This is a genomic window from Peribacillus sp. NPDC056705 (genome assembly GCF_043656335.1).
In genome coordinates, this window is record NZ_JBHTYI010000151.1 from 524 (window position 1) to 1,204 (window position 681).

The 681-nt window shown below is 51.1% G+C and carries 1 pseudogene; it reads left to right on the forward strand.

Annotation, left to right across the window (positions count from 1 at the left end):
• Positions 1-681: pseudogene (locus ACFRAK_RS28385) on the forward strand (response regulator transcription factor); the annotation flags it as partial.

Below are 681 nucleotides of genomic sequence, written 5' to 3' on the forward strand. Positions count from 1 at the left end.
CTGAGTGGTTATGCTGATTTTGATTATGCCAAGCGGGCGATAGCCCACCGAGTGGACGGATACTTGCTAAAGCCCGTGGACGAGGAGGAACTGATTCGATATCTGCTTCAGATTAAACAATCGATCGAACAGGAGCAAGAGTGGGTCACGATCAATCGTGCGACATCCGAATGGAACCGGGCGCAATTCTTGCAAGCATGGCTGACCGAAGAAATTCAGACGGATGCCGTCTCAAGGCAGATGGCAGAGGGGCTTAAGCTAGGTTGGGAGCATTATCAGGTGCTGCTTGTACATGTTAAGGAAGCAGAATCAAGTCCAGAGACTGGACAGTCATTGAAGCATCATCTGATAACGCGGTTTGAGGAGAACGGACAGGGTGCCGTCTTTCCGATTCAAGGTGATCTCGCGGTATTACTGCCAGCTCCGGTGCTTACCAGCGGTTCGCGTAACGCATTGCGGAAGCAACTGGCAGATATCGTAAGGGAGAGCGGAGCGGCTTCCTTTACGGCAGCATTAGGTCCTTCTGTGCGCGATCTGGATGGGATCATTCTGTCCTATCAAACGGCCAAGGAATTGATTCGGGCGCGATTTTTTTACCCTTCAGGTGAGATGTTGTCTAGTGAATCGACCAGGTACCTCGGAGATGCTCCAAACAGCGAGGAAGCATTACGTTCATATGAC